At 64.7% G+C, this 2,094-nt stretch carries 3 protein-coding genes; all 3 read left to right on the top strand.

Annotated elements, in window-relative coordinates; all coding sequences use genetic code 11:
- Positions 1-318, top strand: a 318-nt coding sequence (locus tag Q7U95_RS01395; protein WP_308751492.1) for a type II toxin-antitoxin system HicB family antitoxin, incomplete at its 5' end; no start/stop codon positions are given.
- Positions 311-742, top strand: a complete 432-nt coding sequence (locus tag Q7U95_RS01400) for a type II toxin-antitoxin system VapC family toxin (RefSeq protein WP_308751493.1) — start codon at positions 311-313, stop codon at positions 740-742. The genes Q7U95_RS01395 and Q7U95_RS01400, both read left to right, overlap by 8 nt.
- A gap of 107 nt (positions 743-849) precedes the next feature.
- On the top strand, positions 850-2,088 hold the full coding sequence (locus Q7U95_RS01405) for a helix-turn-helix domain-containing protein (RefSeq protein WP_308751494.1): 1,239 nt from the start codon (positions 850-852) through the stop codon (positions 2,086-2,088).
- Positions 2,089-2,094: the final 6 nt, after the last annotated feature.

Consider the following 2,094-nt stretch of genomic DNA (forward strand, 5'->3'; position numbering starts at 1 on the left):
ACCAGATGGGCTACTACCATGGGCAAAGCGAACATATCGTTTCCCGACGGCGTCTTGGAGGAAATCGACCGCCGTGCCGAGGCGGCTGGCACGACGCGCAGCGGGTTCGTGCAGGAGGCCGCCGCACACTACATCGCCGAGCTGGACCGCGCCACAGAACAAGACGAGCGTCAGGTACGCATCGAGCGCGCGATTGCGGGCATGCGTGAGATCGGCAGCCGGATACCGCCCGGGCCCGACGGCACCGCACTGATCCGCCAGATGCGCGATGCGCCGCCGAGGTGGCTCGAGTCGAGCACGGACCGCGACGATGAGTGAGCCGCTGCGAGTCTCAACCGGACGACCGGTGGTCATCGACTCCTCGGTCGCGTTCAAGTGGTTCGACGCCTCGGAGCCGGGCGCCGAGGTCGCTGAATCGCTCCTGCGCGAGCATCAACGCGACGACGTGGCGCGCCTGGCGCCATCGCTGCTGCTTGCCGAGGTAGTGAACGCGCTGGTCTCGCGTCGCACGCCAGTCGCGGACGTCGAGCGGGCCATCGGCTTTCTCGCGGACGTCGACGTACTAATCGCCCCGGTCGACGCAGCGCTGCTCACGAGCGCCGCGCAGATCGCGAGCGCAGAGGGCATCGCTCTCTACGACGCCACCTTCATCGCGCTCGCCGTCATCCTCGACGCCGAGCTCGTCACGGCCGACCGCCGGCAAGCCGCCACAAGCGCGTGCCGGGTGAGGCTCATCGGGTAGGAGGCAATCTCGGCTCGCTTACATCACATGCAAATGTATCTTTACCACATCGGTAAATCGTTGTATCATTACCAGTAAGGTAAACCAGCGTTATATGGAGCCCGCGAATGGCAGCTGACATCAGATACTCGGCGCATCTCGACGTTCCCGTTTCGCCGGGCGAAACCATCCGCGAACTCCTCGATGAGCGCGGCATCACGCAGATCGACTTCGCGGTCCGCCTCGGTAAGAGCGAGAAGTTCGTGAGCCAGCTCATCAACGGGAAAGCGTCTCTGACCCACGAGACCGCTATCGAGCTTGAGCGCGTACTCGGTGTTCCCTCATCGTTCTGGAATGCGGCGGAGGCACAGTATCGCGACGTGCTCGCCCGGCGCGCACAGGACGGGGAACTAGAAGCACAGTCCGAGTGGGCCGGATCGTTCCCGCGCAAGGAAATGGCAGCGAACGGCTGGATTGCTCGCGAGGCCGGGCCCGGGGAGCTGCTTGGCTACTTTGGCGTGTCGTCGGTGGATGCATACACGCAGTACTGGGGAGCACCACGACGCCTCGCCGCGCGCATGAGCACCGCGTACACCGCAAGCACTCCTGCGATTGCCGCATGGCTGCGCGCCGGTGAGATTGCCGCCGAGAGCATTCAAACGGAACCGTACAGTGAGGCGGAGCTCCGACACGCGGTTCAGAGCCTGCGACCTGCTACCCGTGAGCCAGTCGGGCAGTGGCAGCAGCTCATCCGCGAGCGATGTGCCGCAGCGGGGGTCGCCGTCGTGTTCGTGCCGGATCTGCCCAAGACTCGCTGCCACGCCGCAAGCTGGTGGGCGTCGCGCAGCCGGGCAGTGATCATACTCGGCCTGCGGTACAAGACTGACGATCAGGTCTGGTTCAGCTTCTTCCATGAGGTCGGCCACCTACTGCTCGACGACCGGCGACACGCAAGCCTGTGCGACCCGGATCGCGATCCAGCATCTGAGGCACGCGCGGATGCGTTCGCCGCCGATACGCTCATTCCGCCGGACGCATACACAGCGTTCCGGGCGAGCGGTCAACCCACGAAGGCATCTGTGGCCGCTTTCGCTCAGTCTCTCGGCATCGCGCCTGGCATTGTCGTCGGCAGGCTACAGAAGGACGGCCTCGTGCCCTACAAACAAATGAACGACCTCAAAGTGCACCTCGACTGGACGACGTCAGGCCCTGACTACGAGACCGAGGTCTACACCCCGCAGCGGATGGCCGAGCTCATGATAAACAACGCAGTTACGGCCGCAGAGTACGACGCGGCGCTCGCCGATGCTCGCGCAAGTGGTGTCGACCCGGACGCATTCCCCCACCAGCCACGTCCGGAGGTGTAGCAGACT

Origin of the sequence: Candidatus Oleimmundimicrobium sp., from assembly GCF_030651595.1 — a bacterium.
Classification (GTDB): Bacteria; Actinomycetota; Aquicultoria; order UBA3085; family Oleimmundimicrobiaceae; genus JAUSCH01.

Bases quoted from the DNA above. Each gene is read 5' to 3' on its own strand.
- Q7U95_RS01400 (WP_308751493.1), top strand. From the start codon at position 311: ATGAGTGAGCCGCTGCGAGTCTCAACCGGACGACCGGTGGTCATCGAC.
- Q7U95_RS01405 (WP_308751494.1), top strand. From the start codon at position 850: ATGGCAGCTGACATCAGATACTCGGCGCATCTCGACGTTCCCGTTTCG.